Annotated in this window: 17 protein-coding genes and 2 pseudogenes; 11 read left to right on the top strand and 8 right to left on the bottom strand. The window is 65.3% G+C overall.

What is annotated here, in order from left to right:
* Positions 1–495: 495 nt before the first annotated feature.
* Positions 496–1224: a metallophosphoesterase family protein gene (locus P1U75_RS05220; protein WP_300240595.1), complete on the top strand. Its 729-nt coding sequence runs from the start codon at positions 496–498 to the stop codon at positions 1222–1224.
* Here P1U75_RS05220 and P1U75_RS05215 read toward each other — a convergent pair.
* The 4 genes from P1U75_RS05215 to P1U75_RS05200 all read right to left on the bottom strand — a co-directional run bounded on the left by P1U75_RS05215 (position 1221) and on the right by P1U75_RS05200 (position 5134).
* Entirely contained in the window at positions 1221–2177 is a 957-nt protein-coding gene (locus tag P1U75_RS05215) for a cysteine synthase family protein (protein ID WP_300240593.1), read from the bottom strand. The two genes, P1U75_RS05220 and P1U75_RS05215, sit on opposite strands and share 4 nt — an antisense overlap.
* Before the next feature lie 60 nt (positions 2178–2237).
* Positions 2238–3275, bottom strand: coding sequence for an L-threonine 3-dehydrogenase (tdh, locus tag P1U75_RS05210; RefSeq protein WP_300240591.1), 1038 nt, complete (start codon positions 3273–3275; stop codon positions 2238–2240).
* Positions 3272–4459 carry a glycine C-acetyltransferase gene (locus tag P1U75_RS05205; protein WP_300240589.1) on the bottom strand — a complete coding sequence of 396 codons (1188 nt, stop codon included), beginning with the start codon at positions 4457–4459 and terminating at the stop codon, positions 3272–3274. The genes tdh and P1U75_RS05205 overlap by 4 nt, the downstream gene beginning before the upstream one ends.
* Positions 4460–4567: 108 nt before the next feature.
* Positions 4568–5134: an XRE family transcriptional regulator gene (locus P1U75_RS05200; RefSeq protein WP_300240586.1), complete on the bottom strand. Its 567-nt coding sequence runs from the start codon at positions 5132–5134 to the stop codon at positions 4568–4570.
* 126 nt (positions 5135–5260) lie between these two features.
* On the opposite strand from P1U75_RS05200, the gene P1U75_RS05195 reads away from it, so the two are divergent.
* Positions 5261–6436 carry an acetyl-CoA C-acyltransferase family protein gene (locus P1U75_RS05195; RefSeq protein ID WP_300240584.1) on the top strand — a complete coding sequence of 392 codons (1176 nt, stop codon included), beginning with the start codon at positions 5261–5263 and terminating at the stop codon, positions 6434–6436.
* 33 nt (positions 6437–6469) lie between these two features.
* Here P1U75_RS05195 and P1U75_RS05190 read toward each other — a convergent pair whose 3' ends face one another.
* The 3 genes from P1U75_RS05190 to ubiE are packed head-to-tail and all read right to left on the bottom strand — an operon-like array spanning position 6470 to position 8957.
* Positions 6470–6643, bottom strand: coding sequence for a hypothetical protein (locus P1U75_RS05190; protein ID WP_300240582.1), 174 nt, complete (start codon positions 6641–6643; stop codon positions 6470–6472).
* 29 nt (positions 6644–6672) lie between these two features.
* Positions 6673–8208 carry a 2-polyprenylphenol 6-hydroxylase gene (gene ubiB, locus P1U75_RS05185; RefSeq protein ID WP_300240579.1) on the bottom strand — a complete coding sequence of 512 codons (1536 nt, stop codon included), beginning with the start codon at positions 8206–8208 and terminating at the stop codon, positions 6673–6675.
* Positions 8205–8957 carry a bifunctional demethylmenaquinone methyltransferase/2-methoxy-6-polyprenyl-1,4-benzoquinol methylase UbiE gene (ubiE, locus tag P1U75_RS05180; RefSeq protein WP_300240576.1) on the bottom strand — a complete coding sequence of 251 codons (753 nt, stop codon included), beginning with the start codon at positions 8955–8957 and terminating at the stop codon, positions 8205–8207. The genes ubiB and ubiE overlap by 4 nt, the downstream gene beginning before the upstream one ends.
* An 87-nt stretch (positions 8958–9044) precedes the next feature.
* On the opposite strand from ubiE, the gene mutM reads away from it, so the two are divergent.
* The 9 genes and pseudogenes from mutM to P1U75_RS20590 form a co-directional block, all read left to right on the top strand.
* On the top strand, positions 9045–9896 hold the full coding sequence (gene mutM / locus P1U75_RS05175; RefSeq protein ID WP_300240573.1) for a bifunctional DNA-formamidopyrimidine glycosylase/DNA-(apurinic or apyrimidinic site) lyase: 852 nt from the start codon (positions 9045–9047) through the stop codon (positions 9894–9896).
* Between the two features lie 66 nt (positions 9897–9962).
* Entirely contained in the window at positions 9963–10739 is a 777-nt protein-coding gene (locus P1U75_RS05170; protein ID WP_300240571.1) for an enoyl-CoA hydratase, read from the top strand.
* Between the two features lie 184 nt (positions 10740–10923).
* Entirely contained in the window at positions 10924–11187 is a 264-nt protein-coding gene (gene rpsT / locus P1U75_RS05165) for a 30S ribosomal protein S20 (protein ID WP_300240568.1), read from the top strand.
* A 559-nt stretch (positions 11188–11746) separates the two neighbouring features.
* Positions 11747–13135, top strand: a complete 1389-nt coding sequence (gene dnaA / locus P1U75_RS05160) for a chromosomal replication initiator protein DnaA (protein ID WP_300240566.1) — start codon at positions 11747–11749, stop codon at positions 13133–13135.
* 215 nt (positions 13136–13350) lie between these two features.
* Positions 13351–14469: a DNA polymerase III subunit beta gene (dnaN, locus tag P1U75_RS05155; RefSeq protein ID WP_300240564.1), complete on the top strand. Its 1119-nt coding sequence runs from the start codon at positions 13351–13353 to the stop codon at positions 14467–14469.
* A gap of 55 nt (positions 14470–14524) precedes the next feature.
* Positions 14525–15625 carry a DNA replication/repair protein RecF gene (gene recF, locus P1U75_RS05150; RefSeq protein ID WP_300240562.1) on the top strand — a complete coding sequence of 367 codons (1101 nt, stop codon included), beginning with the start codon at positions 14525–14527 and terminating at the stop codon, positions 15623–15625.
* Positions 15622–16242 (top strand): LysE family translocator, encoded by a 621-nt coding sequence (locus P1U75_RS05145; protein ID WP_300240560.1) that lies wholly within the window; start codon positions 15622–15624, stop codon positions 16240–16242. The genes recF and P1U75_RS05145 overlap by 4 nt, the downstream gene beginning before the upstream one ends.
* 77 nt (positions 16243–16319) lie before the next feature.
* Positions 16320–18737: a DNA topoisomerase (ATP-hydrolyzing) subunit B gene (gyrB, locus tag P1U75_RS05140; RefSeq protein ID WP_300240558.1), complete on the top strand. Its 2418-nt coding sequence runs from the start codon at positions 16320–16322 to the stop codon at positions 18735–18737.
* 587 nt (positions 18738–19324) lie between these two features.
* Positions 19325–20014: pseudogene (locus P1U75_RS20590) on the top strand (DUF6880 family protein); the annotation flags it as partial.
* Positions 20015–20121: 107 nt separating this feature from the next.
* Here the strand turns inward: P1U75_RS20590 and P1U75_RS05130 are convergent.
* Positions 20122–20255, bottom strand: a pseudogene (locus P1U75_RS05130) (transposase); the annotation flags it as partial.

Below are 20255 nucleotides of genomic sequence, written 5' to 3'. Positions count from 1 at the left end.
GGCACGCGCGCAAAAGACGGCACGCATCCGATCGCCCGTTTCCGGATGCGCAACCGCTGTCATGTCGCCTGCCTCAGTTCGCGGCAAAGGCAATATGACCGGTTGGAAGGATGCACGGAAAAGGCATATGTGAAAAACAAATTCTCAGTGTCAATCGTATTTGCCTATGAGTTTGGCGGATTTCGATCTCAATCTTTTTCGGGTGCTCGATGCCCTGCTCGACACCTGAGGCCGGGCGGCAGGTGGGGCTGTCGCAGTCGAACGCCTGCTGTCCGATACGCAGAGCTTTGATCCGGCCGAGGCGGGCCGGTCGTCCCGCATGTCGGCAGCGAATTCTTCGCCGAACTGCTGATGCCGCAGCGGCCTGATCCCCCGCGCACCTCTGGCTGCGCGACCGGATCGCGGAGATTCTCGCCGCGCTTGACGCGCCGCGGCCGATCGCCCCTTTCGGTCGCCGGACGGTTAGGGCATCAAGGCGCCGAAAGGACAGCCGGCATGACCGACACGATCTATGCCGTGGGCGATATCCACGGCCACCTGAACCAGCTTGACCGCGCGCTTGCCCTGATCGCCGCCGATGGCGGGCCGGAGGCCGAGGTCGTTTTTCTGGGCGACCTGGTGGATCGTGGTCCCGACAGTCGCGGCGTGATCGATCGGCTGATGCAGGGGCAGGCGGCGGGGAGGCCCTGGCGCGTCCTGCGCGGCAATCACGACGACATGTTCCGTCGATTCCTGCACGGCGGCGTGGTGAACAATGCGCGGATCAAGTCCGGCTTGACCTGGACCCATCCGCGTCTGGGCGGGCTGGCGACGCTGGCCTCCTACGGCATCGCGGCCGGGGAGGGGACGCCGGAGTCCGCGCTTTTCGACGCGGCCCGGGGTGCGGTTGCCTTGGATCATCTGGCCTATCTCGACAGTTTGCCGCGCCGGATCGAGCAGGGCGAACTGCTGTTCGTCCATGCCGGAATCCGCCCCGGCGTGCCGCTTGCAGCGCAGGACCCGGAAGATCTGCTCTGGATTCGCGGTGCCTTCCTCGACGATCCGCGCCCGCACCCGTGGCTGGTGGTGCATGGTCACACCGCGCTGGAGTATCCCCGGCATTTCGGCAACCGGATCGACCTGGACGGTGGCGCGGGCTATGGCCGCCCGGTGGTTCCGGCGGTGTTCGAGGGGCGCGATTGCTGGTTGCTCACCGACGCAGGAAGGGTGCCTCTGATCCCTTAGGGCCAGAGGTCGGTCGAAAGATACTTCAGCCCGCTGTCGCAGATGATCACACCGATCACGCCCCCCTGTTCCGGTCCCGTCAGCAGGTCCAGCGCGGCAGCCACGTTGGCGCCGCCGGAAAACCCGCCAAAGATCCCCTCTTCGCGGGCCAGGGCGCGGCCGGTGTCCCGCGCCGTCTCGCCGCTGATCGAGAGGTAGCCGTCCACCGGCGCACCGGACAGTTGGTCAAGCGCGGTCATCGCGTAACCGCCGCCCTGGATCGGGTGCCCCGGATGCGACAGCGGCAGCCCTGACAGCACCGCCGCGCCTTCCGGCTCGACCAGGTAACCGCGCAGCTCCGGGTTGCGCGCCTTCAGCGCCCGGATCGTGCCGCCGTAGGTGCCCCCGGAGCCGGCGAAATCAGCGAATGCGGTGAGTGTGCCGCCCGAGTCCGCCCAAAGCTCCGGTCCGGTGGTTTGCTCATGTGCGGCGGCGTTGCCCGGATGCCCGAACTGGTCCGCACGAAAGGCGCCGCGCTCTGCCGTGATCCTCTGCGCCTCTTCCTCGACCCGGGCCAGATCCGCGCCCGAGACCTCGCCCGGCACCGATCCCGGCGCCTGATCGACCAGCACCACCTCGGCCCCCAGCGCCGCCATCATCCGCGCGCGTTCCGGCGAATTGCCCCGGCTCATCACTGCGACGAACGGATACCCCTTGATCGCGCAGACGATGGCGAGCCCTGTGCCCATGTTGCCGCTGGTCAGTTCCACCACCACCTGCCCCGGGGCCAGCGCGCCACTGGCCTCGGCCGCCTCGACGATGCCCATCGCCGCGCGGTCCTTCTTGGAGAACCCGGGGTTCAGGTAATCCAGCTTGGCGAGGATCCGCCCCTGCAGCCCGCGCGCCGTGACCATCCGGTCCAGCCAGACCGAGGGCGTGTTGCCGATTGCCCCAAGGATCGAATTGAATGCCATCTGTCCGCCCTTTTTCTGGCTGCAAATACTCCGGGGGTCCGGGGGCAGGGCCCCCGGTGATCAGGTCCAGTCCAGCACCACCATGCCGCTCTGGCCCCAGCGCATTGCCGCGAACCCCGGTTCGAATTCCTCCGCCGCGAAACGGTGCGTGACAATGCGCGAGATATCCAGCCCGTCTTCCAGCATGGCAATCATCTTGTACCAGGTCTCGAAGATCTCGCGCCCGTAGACGCCCTTGATGGTCAGCGCCTTGAACACGATGCGGCGCCAGTCGACCTGCGACTTGCCCGGCGGCAGCCCCAGCATGGCGATGCGCCCCCCCATCACCATCGCCTCGACCATCTGCTCCAGCGCGACCTGATTGCCCGACATCTCCAGCCCGACGTCAAACCCCTGCTTCATGTCCAGGTCGGACATCACATCGCGCAGGTTGGCCTCGGCCACGTTCACCGGGACCACATCGGTGACCCGCCCGGCCAGTGACAGCCGGTAGGGGTTCACATCGGTGATCACCACATGCCGCGCGCCCACGTGCTGGGCCACCGCCGCCGCCATGATGCCGATCGGACCCGCCCCGGTGATCAGCACGTCCTCGCCCACCAGATCGAAGCTCAGCGCGGTGTGCACCGCGTTGCCCAGCGGATCGAGGATCGCGCCGATCTCGTCCGGGATCGCGTCGGGCAGGGGGACGACGTTGAAGGCGGGCAGGCGCAGGTACTCCGCGAAACAGCCCTGTTCATTCACCCCGATGCCGCGGGTTTCCGGATCCAGATGGTATCGCCCGGCACGCACCTGGCGCGAATGGTGGCCGATCAGATGCCCCTCTCCGCTACAGCGCTGACCGATCTCCAGGTCATCGACGTGGCGCCCCAGCTCGACGATCTCGCCGGCGAACTCGTGGCCGGTGATCAACGGCACAGGCACGGTGCGTTGCGCCCAGTCGTCCCAGTTCCAGATGTGGATGTCGGTGCCGCAGATGCCGGTCTTGTGCACCCTGATCAGCACGTCGTCGGGGCCGATCTCGGGCACCGGCGCCTCGACCCTCCACAGCCCCTCGCGCGGGTGCGACTTTTCGAGCGCTTTCATCGTCCGGGTCATGCAATCACCCCGCAGGCCTTGCCGGCGGCCTCGAACGCCGTCAGCGCGCGGTCCAGCTCCGCGCGCGTGAGCGCGGCGTTCATCTGGGTGCGGATGCGCGCCTGTCCCTGCGGCACCACCGGAAAGAAGAAGCCCGAGACATAGACGCCCCCGTCGAACAGCCGCGTTGCCATCTCCTGCGCCAGCTTCGCCTCGCCCAGCATGACCGGAACGATCGGATGTTCGCCGGGCAGAAGGTCGAACCCGAGCGCCTCCAGCCCCGCGCGCCAATAGGCGGCGTTGTCATGCAGCCGCTTGCGCAGGGCACCGCCCTGTTCGATCAGCCCGATCGCCTCGATCCCGGCGGCCACCACGGCGGGCGGAAGCGAATTGGAAAACAGATAGGGCCGCGAGCGTTGGCGCAACAGGTCGATCACCGGCTGCGGGCCCGCGGTATAGCCGCCGATGGCCCCGCCCAAGGCCTTGCCCAGTGTGCCGGTCAGGATATCGACGCTGGTGCCGAAATGATCCGGCGTGCCCGCCCCGTTCGGCCCCATGAAGCCGGTGGCGTGGCAATCGTCGACCATCAGGACCGCGCCGTATTTGTCCGCCAGCGTGCGGATCTCCGGCAGTTTGGCGAGGTAGCCGTCCATGCTGAACACCCCGTCGGTTGCGATCATGACATGGCGCACGCCGTCCGCGCGCGCGGTTTGCAGCTGCCGCTCCAGGTTCGCCATGTCACTGTTGCCATAGCGATAGCGTTTCGCCTTGCACAGGCGGATGCCGTCGATGATCGAGGCATGGTTCAGCGCGTCCGAGACGATGGCGTCCTCTGGCCCCAGAAGCGGCTCGAACAGCCCACCGTTGGCGTCGAAACAGGCGGCATAAAGAATCGCATCGTCCATCCCAAGGAATTCCGCCAGCCGTTCCTCCAGGGCGCGGTGGAGGTCCTGCGTGCCACAGATGAAGCGAACGCTGGCCATGCCAAAGCCGCGTTCGTCCAGCGCTCGTTTCGCCGCCGCGATCAGGGCCGGGTGATCGGCAAGGCCAAGGTAGTTGTTGGCGCAGAGGTTGATGACATGGGCCTCCCCGACGGCGATCTCGCCGCCCTGAGGCGAGGCGATCAACCGCTCCCGCTTGTAGAGCCCCTCGGCCTCGATCTCGGCGAGCGTTTGCGACATCTGGTTCAGGAATCGGTCCGGCATCGGGTTCTCCTCGGTTGCCGGAAAGGTAGCACAGCGCGGCGGCGATCGAAAGGAAAATGTACGCTAAGTTGGAGGAAATTCTGTTTTAACGGATAACTGCGGATCGTTTCAGGCGTTCTTGACGATCAGAAAGACCCGCGCGGCCCCGCCTTCTGCGCCGATCGCATGGTCGATATCGGCCCGGTAACGCGCGGTATCGCCGGCCTCCAACACCTCAACCGCCGTGCCCGAACTCACCCGCACCCGCCCCTCCAGCACGGTCAGGGCCTCTTCCGCGCCGTGCCGGTGCGGCTGGCTCACCAGTCGGCCATCGGGATCGAAGGCGATGTCATAAACCTCGTGCTGGCCCGCCTCCTCCGGCGGCGACAGGATGCGGATGCGGCAGCCGTCGCCCATGTTGTCGATCCGCGGGACCTCGGACGCGCGCAGCACGCCGATCCGGTCGCCGCCCTCGTCCTGATCCAGCAGACCGGCGAAATCCACCTGCAGGGCACGGGTCAGGTTCCACAGGGTGGCGATGGTCGGGCTGGATTCACCCCGCTCGATCTGGCTGACCATGGAGCGTGACACACCCGAGAGCCGCGATACCGCTTCGAGCGAAAGGCCCTTGTCCCGCCGGGCCTGTTTCAACCGGGCGGGCAGAAGCGACAGGATGTCGTCAAGTTTTTCCGTCATGGTGGAATTTTGTGGCGGGATCGGAGGCATCTGTCAATCCCCGCCTTTCCGTTACGGAACGTTCCGGCTGGTCCGTCCATTCTGCATCTGCATAATGGCGCAACCTTGGAATCGGGAGAGAGCACTATGACCGACATCGTAATCCTGGACGGCGCGCGCACCGCCATAGGCACCTTCGGCGGCGCCCTGGCCGGCACCCCGCCGATCGAGCTTGGCACCGTGGCGGCCAAGGCCGCGCTCGAACGCTCCGGCGTCGAGGGGGCCCAGATCGGGCATGTGGCCTTTGGCCATGTGATCAACACCGAGCCGCGCGACATGTATGTTTCGCGCGTGGCGGCGATCCAGGCGGGTATCCCCAACGGCACGCCGGCGATGAACGTCAACCGCCTGTGCGGGTCGGGTGCGCAGGCGATCGTCTCGGTCGTGCAATCGCTGATGCTGGGCGATGCCGAATTCGGCCTGGCGGGCGGTGCCGAATGCATGTCGCGCAGCCCCTTCATCATGCCGCAGGCACGCTGGGGTGCGAAGATGGGCGATGTGAAATCGCTCGACATGATGCTCGGCGCGCTGAGCTGCCCCTTCGGCACCGGCCACATGGGCGTGACCGCCGAGAACGTGGCCGAGGAGCATGGCATCAGCCGCGAGGCTCAGGATGCCTTTGCGCTGGAAAGCCAGACCCGCGCCGCCCGTGCCATCGAAGACGGGCGTTTCGAGCGCGAGATCGTGCCGGTCGAGGTCCGCGTCAAGCGCGACATGGTCGAGTTCAAGGTCGATGAGCATCCCAAGGCGACCTCGGCCGAGGCGCTGGCCGGCCTCCGCCCGGTGTTCCGCAAGGACGGCACCGTCACCGCCGGCAATGCCAGCGGCATCAATGACGGCGCCGCCGCACTGGTGCTGGCGACCGCCGCAGCCGCCGAACATGCCGGGCTGAAACCCAAGGCGCGCATACTGGGCTATGCCCATGCCGGCGTGCGGCCCGAGGTGATGGGCATCGGCCCGATCCCGGCGGTTCAGGCCTTGCTGAAGAAAACCGGGCTGACGGTCGGCGATTTCGACGTGATCGAGAGCAACGAGGCCTTTGCCGCGCAAGCCCTGGCTGTCAGCGCCGAACTGGGCTTCGATCCGGCCAAGGTGAACCCGAACGGCGGCGCCATCGCGCTGGGCCACCCGGTCGGCGCCACCGGCGCGCTGCTCACCGTCAAGGCGATGTACGATCTGGAGCGCACTGGCGGCTCCCGTGCGTTGATCACCATGTGCATCGGCGGCGGTCAGGGTATCGCCCTGGCCATCGAGCGGCTGTAACGCGCAAACGCCGGGCAGTAAAACAGGGCGCGGCTATTCGGCCGCGTCTTTTCTTTGCGACCGTCTCGCCAGCTTGGCGGCGAGGTTCAACCCCACCCCGGGGTGGGACCAGGGACAGACGGCGATGCAGATCGCGCACCCGTTGGTCTGGTTGAAGAACGGCAGGCATTTGTCGAAATCGACGTACCACTTGGTTGCGCCGCGCACCCTCTGCTTGCCCGGAGACAGCGCCCCGGTCACCCCAGCAGGATCAGCGCCGCCATCGCCGCGGCGCCCCCCGCGGCGAGGCCGCCGACGGCCGCCAGCGCGACCGCACGGCGCCCGAACCGCCCGTTGCGTTTGGGCCGCTGGGTCTGCGCGATCAGCGCCTGTTCGATCAGCCCGGGCAACCGCGGGCCAAAGCGTGACATCACCTGTACCGCCTGCACGAAATCGGTCAGCACGGCCTTGGGGCCGATCGACTGGGCAATGTAATCCTCGACCACCGGGTGGGCGACCTCCCAGATGTTGATATGCGGATCGAGCGAACGCGCGACCCCCTCGACCACCACCATGGTGCGCTGCAGCAGGATCAGTTCGGTCCGCGTCTCCATGCCGAAGCGTTCGGTCACCTCGAACAGATAGGCCAGCAGCCGGCCCATCGAGATCTGGCTGGCGTCCATGCCGAAGATCGGCTCGCCTACCACGCGCAGGGCGCGGGCGAACTCGTCGATATCGCGGTCGGCGGGCACGTAGCCGGCCTCGAAATGCACCTCGGCCACGCGCCGGTAGTCGCGTTTGATGAAGCCGAACAGGATCTCGGCATAGACCCGGCGGGTATATTCGTCGATATGGCCCATGATGCCGAAGTCATAGGCGATCAGGTCGCCGTTGGCAGCAACCTTGAGGTTGCCCTGGTGCATGTCGGCATGAAAATAACCGTCGCGCAGCGCATGGCTGAGAAACAGCGTCAGCACCCGTTGGGCCAGCGCGCGGCGGTCATGACCGGCGGCGTCCAGCGCCTCGTTGTCGCCCAGCGCGGTGCCGTCGGCCCAGCCCAGCGTCATCACCCGGCGCGCCGACAGGTTCCACAGGATCGGCGGCAGACGAAAGCCTTTGTCGTCGCCGGTGTTGGCGGCAAACTCCGAGGCAGCCGCGCTTTCCAGCCGCAGGTCCAGTTCGCCCTGCACCACTCCGTCGAAATGGGTGATCACGTCCATCGGTTTGAGCCGACGCGCGCCCGGCGCAAAAAGGTCGATGATGCGGGCGGCAAAGTAAAACGCGTCGATGTCGCGGCGAAAGGCGCGTTCGATGCCCGGGCGCAGCACCTTCACCGCCACGTCCTGCCCGGTGTCGGAGAGCCGCGCCCGATGGACCTGGGCGATCGAGGCCGCGGCGATCGGTTCGGAAAACTCGGAGAACAGCTGGTCCACCGGCAAGCCAAGCTCACGCTCGACCTCGGCCATGGCGATATCGCGGGAAAACGGCGGCAGCTTGTCCTGCAGCACCCGCAGTTGTTTTGCCAGATCGCCGCCCACCACGTCGGGCCGGGTCGAAAGCACCTGGCCGAACTTGATATAGGCCGGGCCGAGTGCGGTCAGCGCGCGGGTCGCGGGCGGCATCGCCGGGTTGCCCTTGTAGCCCAGCCACTGAAATGGCTTGCCCAGCGTATGGGCCAGGATGCGCAGCGAACGCGGTGCCTCGAAGGCATCGAGCACCACACCCATCGCGCCGGTCCGCTCCATCGTGGCGCCGGTCCGGATCAACCGCCAGATGTTGTGCGGCCCTCTCAAAGTTTCCAGCCCGAATGCAGCGCCGCGACGCCCATCGTCAGGTTGCGGTATTTGGCGTTCTCGAACCCGGCGGTCCGGATCATCTGCAGGAACGTCTCCTGGTCGGGAAACCTGCGGATCGATTCGACGAGGTATTGATAGCTGTCGTGGTCATTGGCGATCAGCTTTCCCATCCGCGGGATCACGTTGAAACTGTAGAGATCATAGAGCTTCTGCATCCCCGGGTTGGGCAGCTGGCTGAACTCCAGCACCATCAGCCGCCCGCCGGGTTTGAGCACGCGGTAGGCCTCGGCCAGCGCATCGGCAGGGCGGGTCACGTTCCGGATACCGAAACTGATCGTGTAGACGTCGAAGGTATTGTCGGCAAAGGGCAGCGCCATCGCGTCGCCCACCACCCAATCGAGGCTGTCTGCCATCTGATCGGCCTCGGCGCGCTTGCGCCCCTCGATGAGCATCGGCTCGGTCAGGTCCAGAACCGTGGCGTGACCGTGCCCGGCGCGCTTGAGGAACCGGAACGAGATGTCGCCGGTGCCGCCCGCCACATCCAGCAGCGTCTGCCCGGGCCGGGGGGCCAGCCAATCCATCATCGCGTCCTTCCAGACCCGGTGGATTCCCATGCTCATCACGTCGTTCATGATGTCGTATTTCGAGGCGACCGAGTTGAACACGCCCTGAACGCGCCCCGCCTTTTCCTCTTCCGGCACGGTCTGAAAGCCGAAATGCGTGGTCTTGTCCGTCTGGTCTGCCATGGGGTCTTGCCGTTCGTTGCGATCCGCCCTTGTTATAGGGTGCTTGCGGGCAGGCACAATGCGGCCCGATGCACGAGGAGGCACAGGATGCCCGAATTGCCCGAGGTCGAGACTGTACGTCGCGGCCTGGCCCCCGTGATGGAGGGGCAGGTGTTGGAAAAGGTCGCGGTGAACCGCCCCGATCTGCGCTGGCCGTTCCCGGATCGCATGGCCGAACGGCTGACCGGGGCCCGCGTGCTGCAATTGCGGCGGCGGTCGAAATACCTTCTGGGCGATCTCGATTCGGGGGAAACGCTGCTGATTCACCTGGGCATGTCGGGGCGGATGACGGTTTCGGGCGATCGGCTGGGGCGGTTCGTGCACGATCACCCGATGCCGGAAAAACACGACCACGTGGTCTTTGACATGGAGGGCGGCGCGCGCATCACCTTCAACGATCCGCGGCGTTTTGGCGCGATGGACTTGATGCCCACCGCGACGGCCGAGGCGCACAGGCTGTTGTCGGTGCTGGGGCCGGAGCCGCTGGGCAACGATTTCCACGAGGGCTATCTGATCGCCGCCTTCAGGGGTAAGAACACGCCGGTGAAATCGGCGCTGCTGGATCAGGGAATCGTCGCCGGGCTGGGCAATATCTATGTTTGCGAGGCCTTGTTTCGCACCGGGCTTTCGCCCCTGCGCAAGGCGGGGCGGATTGCCGCGCCACGGGTCGCGGCACTGGTCCCCGCGATTCGCGACGTGCTGGAGCGGGCCATCGCGGCGGGCGGGTCATCGCTCAAGGATTTCCGCCAAGCCGATGGAGAACTTGGATATTTCCAGCACGCTTTCGATGTCTACGGGCGCGAGGGCGCGCCCTGCCACACCCCGGGTTGCGGCGAGACGATCCGCCGCGTCGTCCAGTCGGGGCGCTCAACCTTCTATTGCCCGACCTGCCAAAGATAACTTGAACCGCTCGGCGCGCGTGGTAAGGAATCGCACCAGATTGCAACAAGCGAAAGCGGATAGCCAATGGCCTTCGAGACGATCAACGTCGAAGTGGACGATCACGTCGCCCTAATCAAGCTGAACCGCCCCGAGGCACTGAATGCGCTGAACGGCCAGTTGCTGGGCGAGGTGTGCACGGCCCTGCAGGAGGCGGACGCGAACGACAAGGTGCGCTGCATCGTCATCACCGGCTCGGACAAGGCCTTTGCCGCCGGGGCCGACATCAGGGAGATGGCGGAAAAAAGCTATGTCGACGTGTTCACCGAGAACCTGTTCGCCGATGCCATCGACAAGATCGCCGCTGTGCGCAAGCCGATCATCGCCGCGGTGGCGGGCTATGCTCTGGGCGGCGGTTGCGAACTGGCGATGGCCTGCGATTTCATCATCGCCGCCGACACCGCCAAGTTCGGCCAGCCCGAGATCAATCTCGGCGTCATCGCCGGAATGGGCGGCACCCAGCGGCTGACCCGGTTCGTCGGCAAGTCCAAGGCGATGGACATGAACCTGACCGGCCGATTCATGGAGGCCGAAGAGGCCGAGCGGTCTGGCCTCGTCAGCCGCGTGGTTCCCGCCAAGAAGCTGATGGACGAGGCGATGGGCGCGGCGCAGAAGATCGCCGAGAAATCCATGCCCTCGACCATGGCCGCGAAAGAGGCGGTGAACCGCAGCTACGAATCGACGCTGAACGAAGGCATCCTGTTCGAGCGCCGCGTGTTCCATTCGATGTTCGCGACCGAGGACCAGAAAGAGGGCATGGCCGCCTTCCTCGAAAAGCGCCAGGCCCAGTTCCGCGACAAGTGAACCGGCGGGCTTGGGCGCAACCGCGATTTTCCGGTTGGCAAAGCCGCCCAAGTTGGCTAATGAGCGCCGCTATACATGCGCGTGCGGCCCGCTATGGCCAGAATCGCATCCCGCCGGGGTGTCTGGGCCGGGTTCGGCTGTACGCATCTGAGACGTAACCGAACCCGAAAAGGTCAGACCCAATATGGCAAATTCGCTTCAAGCCAAGAAACGCGCCCGCCAGAACGAGCAGCGCTTCGCCGTCAACAAGGCGCGCCGCTCGCGCATCCGCACCTACCTGCGCAAGGTCGAAGAGGCCATCGCCTCGGGCGATAAGGATTCGGCGCAGGCCGCATTGCGCGCGGTTCAGCCCGAATTGATGCGCGGCGTGACCAAGGGCGTGTTCCACAAGAACACCGCTGCCCGAAAAATGTCCCGCCTGTCGGCCCGCGTCAAAGCGCTGGGATGACGCGCGAGCGAGACAACCTAAAATTGTTGTGCTTGAAGGCGTTGCGGTTCGCAGCGCCTTTTTTCATTGGCGCCGAGGCGTCCGGTTTTTCCGCAGGTGCGAGAGATTCTTTGCGCCCGATGTCTGAGTCAACATCATAGTTTCATTGCCGCTCCGCACCGCCTCTTGCTAATCATAATCCTGCGATTCACTCGCTTGGGGGGACAGGCGACATTCGGATCGGACCGACGGGCATCGGGTCGATTTCGAGTCTTGTTTCGATCGGAATGAAATCATTCATTCCAGTTGATCTGCTGTGTGCAAGCCAATTTTGGCGGCGCAGCCCTGTCATGAACTATGAGTGCATAGCGGCGCTGTTTCGGTGGTCCACACTGGTTTGTGGTTGACTCTGTATCGTTATCGTTTTCCCGCGCCGCCATGACGCCCCGATGGGGGGGCGACGTCTGCCGAAATGGGCGGCAGGCGCATAGTCCTTGCGTGACGTGAATCCCACCGGGCTTGCCCGGTCAATGACAGAGAAAAGGCCGCAAGGCCGGGGATACGGGATGTGAGGCGCCGCATGACGCAAGAAAAATGGGGACAGTTGAGGCAACGTCTGTTGAAGACTGTGGGTCAGAACAACTACAGGACCTGGATCGAACCGCTGGAGTTCGAGACGCTGCAGGACGGGGTCGCGGTCTTCAAGGTGCCGACCACCTTCATGGGAAATTACGTCAATCAGAACTTTTCGGATCTGATTCTGTACGAGCTGAGCACCTCGGGTGAGACGGTTCAGCGGGTGTCGTTTCATGTGGCGGCCAATTCGACGGCGCGCCCGGTTGAAGATCGCGTTGCCGCGCCAGTGAAATCCAGTGAAAGACCCGCGCCGATGGAGACCGCCGAAACCACGTCCGGCCTGGCCGAGGCCCTGCAGGCCGCGCCGCTCGATTCGCGGTTCACCTTCGAAACCTTCGTTGTCGGCAAGCCGAACGAACTGGCCCACGCGGCGGCCCGAAGGGTGAGCGAGGGCGGCGTCGTCACCTTCAACCCGCTGGTTCTTTATGGCGGCGTTGGCCTCGGCAAGACCCACCTGATGCATGCGATCGCCTGGGAGCTGCGCGCGCAGAAACCCGAGCTGAATGTCCTGTATCTTTCGGCCGAACAGTTCATGTACCGCTTTGTCCAGGCCCTGCGAGAACGCAAGATGATGGACTTCAAGCATCTGTTCCGCTCGGTCGATGTGCTGATGGTCGATGACGTGCAGTTCATCGCCGGCAAGGATTCCACGCAGGAGGAGTTCTTTCACACCTTCAATGCGCTGGTGGACCAGAACAAGCAGATCATCATCTCGGCCGACCGCGCGCCGGGCGAGATCAAGGATCTCGAGGACCGGGTTCGCTCGCGTCTGCAATGCGGCCTGGTGGTGGACCTTCATCCGACCGATTACGAGCTGCGTCTCGGCATCCTGCAAAGCAAGCTGCTGCAATACAGCGGTTCCTATCCCGATCTGCAGGTCGCGGACGGGGTGCTCGAATTCCTCGCCCACCGGATCAGCACCAATGTTCGCGTGCTCGAGGGGGCGCTGACCCGGCTGTTCGCCTTTGCGTCCCTGGTCGGGCGCGAGATCGACATGGAGCTGACGCAGGACTGCCTCGCCGACGTGCTGCGCGCCTCCGAACGCAAGATCTCCATCGAGGAGATTCAGCGCAAGGTCTCGGACTATTACAACATCCGCTTTTCGGACATTATCGGGCCGAAACGTGTGCGCTCCTACGCCCGGCCGCGGCAGGTTGCGATGTACCTGTGCAAGAACCTGACCAGCCGTTCCCTGCCCGAGATCGGGCGCCGGTTCGGCGGGCGCGATCACACCACGGTCATGCACGGGGTGCGCCGCATCGAAGAGCTCAAGGTGACGGACGGCCAGATCGCCGAGGATGTCGAAATGCTGCGCCGCGCGCTCGAGGCCTAGGGCGCGGTCCGGGGCGAGCCCGAGTAAATCGAGACACCGGCGATCCGCGCCGGGTCTTCGGGCGGGGCGGCGGGTAAATCCCACACATGCCGCCCGCCTGCCCCCCGGGGCCTTGACGCCCCGGGCTTTCCAGCAGAGAAATCCATAAAAAAACTTGTGCCGAAGGGGTAAACGGATAGTGTGCCCTTCCCGGCAGATGCGGAGGGTGAGGGACTATGAAGATCAGCATCGAACGTGGCACGCTTCTGAAAGCCGTGGCGCAGGCCCAATCGGTGGTGGAGCGGCGCAACACGATTCCGATCCTGGCCAATGTGCTGATCGAGGCCGAGGGCGACCAGGTCCAGTTCCGCGCCACCGATCTGGATGTCGAGGTGGTCGACAAGGCCCCGGCGCAGGTCGAACGCGCCGGCGCGACGACCGTGGCGGCCACGACCCTGCACGAAATCGTCCGCAAACTGCCCGATGGCGCGCTGGTGACCCTCACTGCCGATAGCGCCGCCGGGCGGCTCACGGTCGAGGCCGGGCGCTCCAACTTCTCCCTCGCGACCCTGCCAAAGGAAGATTTCCCGGTCATGGCCTCGTCGGAGTACCAGTCGAATTTCTCCGCCCCGGCGACCGTGCTGCGGCGGCTGTTCGACAAGTCGAAATTCGCCATCTCGACCGAAGAGACCCGCTATTACCTCAATGGCGTCTACATGCATGTGGCCGACGGCGAGGGCGGCAAGGTCCTGCGCTGTGTGGCCACCGACGGCCACCGCCTGGCGCGGATCGACGCCGACCTGCCCGCCGGCGCCGAGGACATGCCCGGCGTGATCGTACCACGCAAGACGGTGGGCGAGATGCGCAAGCTGCTGGAAGACGACGACATGCAGATCGCCGTCTCGGTGAGCGAGACCAAGGTGCGTTTCGCCACCCCCGACATCACCCTGACGTCAAAGGTGATCGACGGCACCTTCCCCGATTACTCGCGCGTGATTCCGCAGAACAACACCCGCCGGATGGAGGTGGACGCGGCCGATTTCGCCAGGGCCGTCGACCGGGTCGCCACCGTGAGCTCGGAACGCTCGCGCGCGGTGAAGATGCAGCTCGACGAGGACCGGCTGGTGCTTTCGGTCAACGCCCCGGACAGCGGCGCCGCGGAAGAGGAACTGGCGGTCGCCTATGCCGACGAACGGCTGGAGATCGGATTCAACGCGAAATACCTGCTGGAGATCGCCAGCCAGGTGGACCGCGAGAACGCGGTGTTCATGTTCAACTCCTCCGGAGATCCGACCCTGATGCGCGAAGGCAACGATACCAGCGCCGTTTACGTGGTCATGCCGATGCGCGTGTGATCGGCTGCGCCGACGCCTCCGGCGGGAGTATTTTCAACGAGAAGAAGGGGCGCAGATGTCCCTGGCCCTGACAGACCTGGCCCTGTCGTATTTCCGGTCGCACCGGCAGGCGCGGATCGCCGGGGACGGCCGGCCAATGGCGATCTACGGGCCCAACGGCGCCGGCAAGACCAATATTCTCGAGGCGGTCTCGCTGTTCTCGCCCGGGCGCGGTCTGCGCCGCGCCAGCGCCGAGGAGATGGCGCGGCGTCCCGAAAGCCTGGGTTGGAAACTGAGCGGTCTCATGCGGGCGGCGGATCGTACGCATGAGGTCGAGACCTGGTCGGACCGCGGCGCGGCGCGGCAGGTGCGGATCGACGGCAAACCGGCAACGCAACTCGATCTGGGGCGTCTCTCGCGCGTGGTCTGGCTGGTTCCATCGATGGACCGTCTCTGGACCGAGGGGGCAGAGGGGCGGCGGCGGTTCCTCGATCGGCTGGTGATGAGTTTCGACCCGGCTCATGCCGAAGCCTCCCTTACCTATGAAAAGGCGATGCGGGACCGCAACCGGCTGCTCCGGGACCAGGTCCGCGACGCCGCCTGGTACGGCGCGCTGGAGGCGCAGATGGCCCGGGCAGGCCTGGCGATCCAACGGGCGCGGGCGGCGGCGCTGGAGCGCCTCACGGCGGCCCAGGCCGAGGCGGAAACCGCCTTTCCGGTTGCCGAGCTGACGCTGGTGCAGGCCGAGGGCGACATGCCTGAAAGCGAGGAGGCGCTGCGCGCCGCCCTGGCCGAGAGCCGGACGCGCGACATCGCCTCAGGCCGCACGCTGGTCGGTCCGCACCGCGCCGATCTGGATGCCACCTATGCCGCCAAGGCGGTTGCGGCGCGCGATTGCTCGACCGGCGAGCAGAAGGCGCTGCTGGTGTCGCTGATCCTGGCCAACGCCCGGGCGCTGGCGGCGCGCGACGGCGACGCGCCGATCCTGATCCTGGACGAGGTGGCCGCGCATCTGGACGCCGGGCGCCGGGCGGCGCTGTTCGACGAAATCTGCGCGCTGGGGGCGCAGACCTGGATGACCGGCACCGGCCCCGAGCTTTTTGCCGAACTGGGCGAGCGGGCGCAGTACCTGGAGGTGACCGAGCGTGACGGCCTGTCGGAGGTGCGGGCGCGATGACCCTCTCTCCGGGCGATCTGCTGGTCTATGCCGGCGCCCTGTTCATCCTGTTCCTCACCCCCGGCCCGGTCTGGCTGGCGGTGATGGCGCGGGCGGTCTCGGGCGGGTTCACGGCCGCCTGGCCGCTGGCCTTCGGCGTGGCGGTGGGCGATGTGGTCTGGCCGTTCCTGGCCATCCTCGGCGTCAGCTGGGTGGTGGCCGAGTACGAGGGCGTGCTGAGCGTCCTGCGGTGGCTGGCCTGCGGGGTGTTCCTCTACATGGGCTGGACGACGATCCGCCGCGCCGACGCCGTGATCGCCGCCGACCGGCGGCTGACGCGGCCCGGGTTCTGGGCCGGGTTCCTGGCCGGCATCGCCGCGATCCTGGGCAACCCCAAGGCGATCCTGTTCTACATGGGGGTGCTGCCCGGCTTTTTCGATCTGGGCGCGGTCACCGGCCCGGACATCGTCGTGATCGTCGTTCTGTCTGCGGTTGTGCCCTTTGTCGGCAACCTCGGCTTTGCCCTCGTGGTGGACCGGATGCGACGCGTCCTCGCCGCACCTGCGGCGCTGCGGCGGCTAAATCTGGGGGCCGGTTTCCTGCTGATTTGCGTCGGTCTGATCCTGCCGTTCATCTGACACAAAATATGGGGCGGGGACGTGACATTCCCCCCTAGGAATCGTATAAAATGACAAAAATATAAAGGAACTTCGCGATGGCCGAAGGCAACCAGGCGTCGACCGAATATGGCGCCGAATCCATCAAGGTTCTCAAGGGGTTGGAAGCGGTCCGCAAGCGCCCCGGGATGTACATTGGAGACACCGACGACGGATCGGGCCTGCATCACATGGTCTATGAGGTGGTCGACAACGGCATCGACGAGGCGCTGGCCGGTCACGCCGATTATGTGTCGGTGAAAATCCACCCGGATTCCAGCGTTTCGGTGTCTGACAACGGGCGCGGGATTCCGGTTGGCATCCACGAGGAAGAGGGCGTCTCGGCGGCCGAGGTCATCATGACCCAGCTGCATGCGGGCGGCAAGTTTGACAGCAATTCCTACAAGGTGTCGGGCGGTCTGCACGGGGTCGGTGTCTCGGTTGTCAACGCGCTCTCGGTCTGGCTCGAACTGCGGATCTGGCGCGACGGGAAAGAGCATTTCGCCCGTTTCGAACACGGCGATTGCACCGAGCATCTGAAGGTGGTTGGCGAGTGCGGCGACCGGACCGGAACCGAGGTGCGCTTTCTCGCCTCGACCGGCACGTTTTCCAACCTCGACTACGTGTTCGAGACCCTGGAAAAGCGGCTGCGCGAACTGGCCTTTCTGAATTCCGGTGTGCGGATCCTGCTGGAGGACGAGCGCCCGGCAGAGCCGCTGAAATCCGAGCTGGTCTATGAGGGCGGGGTCAAGGAATTCGTCAAGTACCTCGACCGCCACAAGAGCGCGATGATGGAAGAGCCGATCTATATCGTCGGCGACCGCGACGACATCGGCGTGGAAATCGCCATGTGGTGGAACGACAGTTATCACGAGACGGTGCTGCCCTTTACCAACAACATCCCGCAGCGCGATGGCGGCACCCATGTCGCGGGCTTTCGCGGTGCGCTGACCCGCACCCTGACCCGCTACGCCCAGGAGAGCGGGATCGCCAAGCGCGAAAAGATCAACTTCACCGGCGACGACGCCCGCGAGGGGCTGACCTGCGTGCTCTCGGTCAAGGTGCCGGACCCGAAATTCTCCAGCCAGACCAAGGACAAGCTGGTCAGCTCCGAGGTGCGTCCGGCGGTCGAGAATCTGACCGGCGAGAAGCTTTCGGAATGGCTGGGCGAGCATCCGAACGAGGCCAGGATCATCGTCGGCAAGATCGTCGAGGCCGCCCTGGCGCGCGAGGCGGCGCGCAAGGCGCGCGAACTGACCCGACGCAAGACGGCGATGGACGTCAACTACCTCGCCGGCAAGCTCAAGGATTGCTCCGAGAAGGATCCGTCCAAGACAGAAGTCTTTCTGGTCGAGGGTGACAGCGCCGGCGGCTCGGCGCAGACCGGGCGCGACCGGCGCACCCAGGCGATCCTGCCACTGCGCGGCAAGATCCTGAACGTGGAACGGGCCCGGTTCGACAAGATGCTCGGCTCGCAGGAGATCGGCAACCTGGTGATGGCCCTGGGCACCGGGATCGGCCGCGACGAATTCAACATCGACAAGCTGCGCTACCACAAGATCGTCATCATGACCGACGCCGACGTCGATGGCGCGCATATCCGGACGCTGCTTTTGACCTTTTTCTATCGGCAGATGCCGGAGTTGATCGAGGGGGGATTTTTGTACATTGCGCAGCCGCCCTTGTACAAGGTCGCGCGCGGCAAGTCCGAGGTCTACCTCAAGGACCAGGCGGCGCTGGACGATTACCTGATCGACATGGGGGTCGAGGGCGCGGCTTTGCGGCTGGGAACCGGCGAGGAGATCGTCGGACAAGACCTCAAGCGCGTGGTCGAGGATGCTCGCCAGCTTCGCCGCGTGCTCGATGCCTTTCCCACCCACTACCCGCGTCACATCCTGGAACAGGCGGCGATTGCCGGAGCCTTCGTGCCCGGCGCGGTAGAGGCCGACCTGCAGGGGGTGGCCGACCGGGTCGCGGACCGGCTCGACCTGATCGCGCTGGAGTACGAACGCGGCTGGCAGGGCCGCATCACCCAGGACAAGGGCATCCGCCTGGCCCGCATCCTGCGCGGGGTCGAGGAGGTGCGCACGCTGGACGGCCCGATGCTGCGCTCGGGCGAGGCGCGCAAGACCGGCAGCTTCACCCAGGCGCTGCAAGAGGTTTACGGAACCGCTGCGCATCTGGTGCGCAAGGAGCGGAGCCAGGTGATCTACGGGCCGCTCGGCCTGCTCAAGGCGATCCTGGACGAGGGCGAGAAGGGCCTGACGCTGCAACGCTACAAGGGGCTGGGCGAGATGAACCCCGAACAGCTGTGGGAAACCACGCTGGACCCCGAGGCGCGCACCCTGCTGCAGGTCAAGATCGACGACGTGGCCGAGGCCGACGACCTCTTTACAAAGCTGATGGGAGACGTGGTGGAACCGCGCCGGGAGTTCATCCAGAAGAACGCGCTGAGTGTGGAGAACCTGGATTTCTGAGCCGGTATAGGATCGCGTGTAATCATGCGCGGTCCCCATAAGTTCGCGCGAATTGCCCAAAGGTTTGCGCGCTGGAGATCACGTAGGATCTTCGGATCTTCGGGCCGAGCAGCAATAGCTGCTGTTAGGGGTAAGCCTGCCGTGGAGGATGCTGACGGTCATTGGATCGGGAGAGCGAGTCTCGTTGGTAAGGGTCGAACTGGAGTAGCCAGCCTGATGTGCTACCCGGCGTGATCTCGGCCAGGGCCGGATTTTCCGCGCCTCGATCATGCCGACGCGCTGGATGCGCCTGCTGATTTCTTCAGTGCCGCCGGGACGTTGTTTCCGATGGCGCTGTAAAATCGGATAAACTCAAACATCAGAAATGGACGCCTACGACCATATCCAGTGTGTCGTTTTCAGGTCCTTATCGCCAGAATCCGGTTTAGTGTCGGGGTGGCCGAGCCAAGCCAGCTGGCGCGACCGGCCCAGAACCGCCATCCGGTTCTCTCGAGCGGCCGCGTGGGCCCCGCCATTGGTGCTTGCCGTAGCAGGACCAGTGGGACATTGTCCGCGGACCCCACCGCAACGAAACCCGGCACCATACCATGTCCAAGAAGACCCTGAACCAGGCCAACCTTGAAAAGCTGGGCGCAAAGACGCTCGCCGCATTGGTCATGGACCTGGTCCAGGGAAGCGCCGCGCTTCAGCGCCGCGCGAGGATGGAGCTCAGCGCCGCCCAGGGGCCCAGGGAAGTGGCTGCCGATCTCCGCAAACGCTTTGCCTCGCTGTGCCGCGCGACCAGCTTCGTCGACTGGCGCAAGCAAAAAGCGCTGGTCAAGGATCTGGAGGGGCTGCTGGGCATGATCGCAAACACCATCGCTCCCCATGACGCGGATGAGGCGTTCGAACTGCTCTGGTCGTTCCTGCAACTGGCCCCCTCGATCCACGAACGCATGGATGACAGCAACGGCGCGGTCGGTGCTGTCATGAGCGACGCGGTGGAGCTGATCGCGGAACTATCGCCCTCCGTTTCCCTGGACCGCACCGCCCTGGCGGAACGGGTTCTCGACGCTGTCGCAGATGCCGGCTACGGCGAGTTCGACGGGATCATCCCCGCGACGGCCGAGGCGCTGGGGCGAGAGGGGCTGGAGCATCTCAAGCAGATCACCGAAGCTTGGGCGGAGGCCCCGCCGACCGAGCACGACCTCGAGCAATACCGGGGCTACGGCCTCAGGTCTTCTCCCGAGGACATCGTGCGGCGCAACAAGCAGGTAACACGGTCGATCATCCTTGCGGATGTGGCGGACGCCCAGGGGGATGTCGATGCCTACATGGCCCGCTATCCCGAACAGGATTTCCATTCCCTCTCGGGACAGTGTTGCACACTGCCCTGCCGGGCAGCGGTCAAACAGGTCTGGATCGCCGCGTCACTGAATTGCTGCTGTCGACCACGCTTGCCGCTCGGCGGCGGCACCCGGATCATCCCGGGATCAAACCAGATCGAAAGCGATCCGCGTTGCTTCAGTGCGGTGTTGT

It is taken from the genome of Antarcticimicrobium sp. (assembly GCF_029212575.1).
Taxonomy (GTDB): Bacteria; Pseudomonadota; Alphaproteobacteria; order Rhodobacterales; family Rhodobacteraceae; genus Antarcticimicrobium.
The sequence above is the reverse complement of the archived record's forward strand: the minus strand, read 5'-3'. Positions and strand labels throughout refer to the sequence as shown.

Bases quoted from the DNA above. Each gene is read 5' to 3' on its own strand.
- P1U75_RS05220 (WP_300240595.1), top strand. From the start codon at position 496: ATGACCGACACGATCTATGCCGTGGGCGATATCCACGGCCACCTGAAC.
- P1U75_RS05215 (WP_300240593.1), bottom strand. From the start codon at position 2,177: ATGGCATTCAATTCGATCCTTGGGGCAATCGGCAACACGCCCTCGGTC.
- tdh (WP_300240591.1), bottom strand. From the start codon at position 3,275: ATGACCCGGACGATGAAAGCGCTCGAAAAGTCGCACCCGCGCGAGGGG.
- P1U75_RS05205 (WP_300240589.1), bottom strand. From the start codon at position 4,459: ATGCCGGACCGATTCCTGAACCAGATGTCGCAAACGCTCGCCGAGATC.
- P1U75_RS05200 (WP_300240586.1), bottom strand. From the start codon at position 5,134: ATGACGGAAAAACTTGACGACATCCTGTCGCTTCTGCCCGCCCGGTTG.
- P1U75_RS05195 (WP_300240584.1), top strand. From the start codon at position 5,261: ATGACCGACATCGTAATCCTGGACGGCGCGCGCACCGCCATAGGCACC.
- ubiE (WP_300240576.1), bottom strand. From the start codon at position 8,957: ATGGCAGACCAGACGGACAAGACCACGCATTTCGGCTTTCAGACCGTG.
- mutM (WP_300240573.1), top strand. From the start codon at position 9,045: ATGCCCGAATTGCCCGAGGTCGAGACTGTACGTCGCGGCCTGGCCCCC.
- P1U75_RS05170 (WP_300240571.1), top strand. From the start codon at position 9,963: ATGGCCTTCGAGACGATCAACGTCGAAGTGGACGATCACGTCGCCCTA.
- rpsT (WP_300240568.1), top strand. From the start codon at position 10,924: ATGGCAAATTCGCTTCAAGCCAAGAAACGCGCCCGCCAGAACGAGCAG.
- dnaA (WP_300240566.1), top strand. From the start codon at position 11,747: ATGACGCAAGAAAAATGGGGACAGTTGAGGCAACGTCTGTTGAAGACT.
- dnaN (WP_300240564.1), top strand. From the start codon at position 13,351: ATGAAGATCAGCATCGAACGTGGCACGCTTCTGAAAGCCGTGGCGCAG.
- recF (WP_300240562.1), top strand. From the start codon at position 14,525: ATGTCCCTGGCCCTGACAGACCTGGCCCTGTCGTATTTCCGGTCGCAC.
- P1U75_RS05145 (WP_300240560.1), top strand. From the start codon at position 15,622: ATGACCCTCTCTCCGGGCGATCTGCTGGTCTATGCCGGCGCCCTGTTC.
- gyrB (WP_300240558.1), top strand. From the start codon at position 16,320: ATGGCCGAAGGCAACCAGGCGTCGACCGAATATGGCGCCGAATCCATC.